The following is a 3,214-nucleotide window of genomic DNA, read 5'->3' on the forward strand; positions in this document are numbered from 1 at the left end:
CACAGCCAGGGCTGTAGCGAGGCCGGCAGCGGTGAGGGTAATCCGGGCGCCGTAGGCGAGCCGGGCCCACAGGTCTCGCCCCAGGGCGTCGCTCCCGAGAGGCAGACCGGGCGCCGGGCCTGACAAGGCGGCGGCCACCGGCTGGAAGGGATCATGGGCGGTCACCAAAGGGGCGAAGAGGCTGAGCAGCACGACCAGTCCCAGCCAGGTGACTGCTAGCGAGGCGCCAAGCTTGCCGCTCATCGCGAGCTGCGCAGCCTGGGGTCTGCGACCAACGCCAGCAGGTCAGCCGCCATGTGGCTGAGGGTGTAGATCACCGCCGCCAGCACGACCAGTCCCTGGGCGACGGGGTAGTCCCCCTGCAAAATCGACGATACGAGCAGGCGCCCGACCCCGGGTCGCGAGAACACGGTCTCGATCACCACGGTGCCCGCAAACAAGTGTGCCGCTTGGAGAGCGCACAGCGAGATCACAAGCGGAAGCGCTGGGCGCAAGGCGTGCCAGAGAAGGCGCGGACTGCGGCCGATGCCGCGGGCAGCCGCAGCTGACATGTAGGGTTCGGCCCGGCTGCGGCGGAGCTCGGTGTTCACGACACGGGCGATCGCCCCGGCGAAAGCGAATCCCAAGACGAGCGCCGGCAGCAGCAGGCCACGCGTTGCCTGTATTCCGCCGCCAGGGAGCGCTGCCAGGGGCGTCAGGCTGAATAGCAGAATGGCCAGGATTCCGATCAAGGCGACAGGCAGGCCGGTGGCCAGCCCGCCCACCAGTTGGGCTCCGCGGGATGCCAAGGTGTTGTTCGACCAGGCCGAGAGAATCCCGAGGCCGAGGCCGAGAAGGATCGCGATCAGCAGACTGGCCGATGCCAGCTGCAAGGTGGGCACCAGCTGCTCGGCGATGACGGTTGTCACAGCGCGACGGTTGAACAGGGAAACGCCCAGGTCGCCGCGCACCAGTCCCGCCAGGAAGCTGGAATACTGGACCCACAGCGGCTGGTCGAGGCCGAGCGCGGCGCGAACGGCGGCCAGGTGCTCGGGTGAGACCAAGTTCTGCGCCATCAGGTTGGCGGCCGGGTCCCCGCCTCCAAGACGGAGGGCAAAGAAGGTCAGCGTGACGGCGACGAAGGCAGTCACCAGACCCTCGCTGAGGCGGCGGCCGATGCTGGCTACGGGGCCGGGCGCAGGTCGATCAGGTAGGGATTCCATCCCTGACGGGAGAAGCTGAGGTTGCTCAGGTCACGCCGGTGGACAACCAAGTTGGTGTAGTCGCGGATCGGCAGCACAAGCGCCTGGCTGGCTACTTCTTCGGCGACTTGCGAGTACATCGCCAGGCGTTCCGAACGGGGGGCCGTCGACTCTGCGGCTGCCACAAGCAGGGCATCCAGGTCGGGATCAGACCAGCCTGTCCAGTTGTACAGGCCGTCAGAAGAGAAGAAGGGTCGCAGCAGATCCGGATCGGAGCCGAAGAAATTGACGCCGATGACATGGTACTCTCCGCCAGCCTGGGCTTCTTTGAGAGGACCGAATCCTGGAGCGACCTGGAGATCCACCTCGGCTCCCAGCTCCGACCAGGCGGCGCTGACGAGCTGTGCGGCCTCGGGATTTGAACCCCACGGGGGGACGATCAGGGTGATTCCTAGCCGCACGCCGTCCCGCTGGCGGAGACCGTCGGATCCCCTGCGCCAGCCGGCCGCATCCAGCAGGGAGGCGGCCTCGGCCGGATCGAACAGCTCTGCGGGCACGGCGGGTGAGGCTCCGGGCGTGCCGGCAGAGAGCAGCCCTTCGGCGACGGACGAATGCTCTCCAAACACGGTCCTAACCAGGCGCGCCCGATCGACCGAGAGCAGCAGCGCCCGGCGGACGGACGGGTCGCTGGTGGGAGAGCGAGTGGTGTTGAAGAACAGTTGAAGGGGCTGCCCCGGGATGGGTACGGCCTGCAGCTGATACTTGCCACTCGACACCAACCGCTCGGCATCATGCGGCGGCATTTCGCCGATCACGTCCACGTCCCCGGTTTCGAGCGCCAGAGCCCTTGTTGCCGGGTCTTCGAAGAAGCGGAAAGTCACCTGGCGGTAGTAGGGCTGATCGTGCTGGTAGACGGATGGCGCCCAATCGTAGTCAGGGTTGGCCTGCAGCGTCAGGTGGTCATTCGGGACATACTCGACAAAGCGATACGGCCCCGTCCCAACCTGGTGGAACTGATACTCGGCACCGCCCCATTGCGCCAGCGCCTTCGGCGAGGCCATGCCCAGATAGACCTGGGAAAGGCTGTCGAGCAGCGGGGCAAATGGCTGGCTCAGCTGGAGCACCACCGTTGAAGGATCACGGACTGCAATCGACTCGAGCGGCCCAAGCATCGACGCCGCCTTCTGAGACAGGTTTTCGGGGTCGAGCACCCGCTCGAGATTGACCTTGACGGAATTAGCGTCGAAGGGCGTTCCGTCATGGAACTCGACATCCTGCCGCAGGTAGAAGGTGTACGTGCGTCCATCCGGCGAGATCTCCCAGCGAGAGGCCAGCCCGGGGACAAACTCCTGGGTCTCTGGGTCCTGGAAGACCAACGTGTCGTACACCGATCCGAGGGGGATGGTGAGTTCGGATGAGGCATTGAGATGAGGGTCGAGACCGGTTGGCGCCAGTGTCAATCCATACCGAAGGCTGGGGCCAGCGGTCGCGGCGGGTGGGCTGCAGCTCCCCAGGAGCAGGAGCGGCAAGAGAGCGAGGGCGCGGCGCATGAAGGCTAGGGCTCTCTCGCCAGAAGCATGGCTCCGATCACGCCGGCATCATCGCCCAGGGCAGCCGATGCGATCGTGACCTGGTCCCGGTAAGCGGGATGCATCAGCGCCGAAGCGAACGCCTGGCGGATCGGTTGCAGGATCAAGTCGCCGAGCTGGGAGACGCCGCCGCCGAGCACGATCCGTTCGGGGTCGAAGGCGTGAGCCAGGCTGGCCAGGTGTTTGCCGATGACTGTTCCGGCCTCCTCGATGACCTGCCGCGCCAGCGGATCGCCAGCAGCGGCGGCCTGCCCGACCTCGGTCGCCGTGAACTCCTCGGACGGAGAGCCCCCGCCTGTACGTTGCGCCCGGCGCTCGGCCATGATACGGCCGATGGCGGGTCCGGAAGCCAAAGACTCCAGGTGGCCGGGTTGACCGCAGCCGCAGAGCGGAGCCCTGGGGTCGACGAGCATGTGGCCGAACTCGGCGGCCAGGCCGTGAGCC

The 3,214-nt window shown here is 66.8% G+C and carries 4 protein-coding genes; all 4 read right to left on the reverse strand.

Annotated features, from left to right (window positions below):
• Positions 1-243: ABC transporter permease (locus MUO23_07165; protein MCJ7512736.1), on the reverse strand; the 243-nt coding region annotated here is incomplete at its 3' end.
• Positions 240-1,130, reverse strand: coding sequence for an ABC transporter permease (locus MUO23_07170; GenBank protein ID MCJ7512737.1), 891 nt, complete (start codon positions 1,128-1,130; stop codon positions 240-242). The genes MUO23_07170 and MUO23_07165, both read right to left, overlap by 4 nt.
• Positions 1,131-1,162: 32 nt before the next feature.
• Positions 1,163-2,731 (reverse strand): ABC transporter substrate-binding protein, encoded by a 1,569-nt coding sequence (locus MUO23_07175; protein ID MCJ7512738.1) that lies wholly within the window; start codon positions 2,729-2,731, stop codon positions 1,163-1,165.
• Positions 2,732-2,736: 5 nt separating this feature from the next.
• Positions 2,737-3,214 (reverse strand): ROK family protein (locus MUO23_07180; protein ID MCJ7512739.1); only part of this gene is annotated, 478 nt, incomplete at its 5' end.

Source organism: Anaerolineales bacterium (assembly GCA_022866145.1).
Classification (GTDB): Bacteria; Chloroflexota; Anaerolineae; order Anaerolineales; family E44-bin32; genus PFL42.

Excerpts from the sequence above, each read along its gene's own strand:
- MUO23_07175 (MCJ7512738.1), bottom strand. The coding sequence starts at position 2,731 with ATGCGCCGCGCCCTCGCTCTCTTGCCGCTCCTGCTCCTGGGGAGCTGC.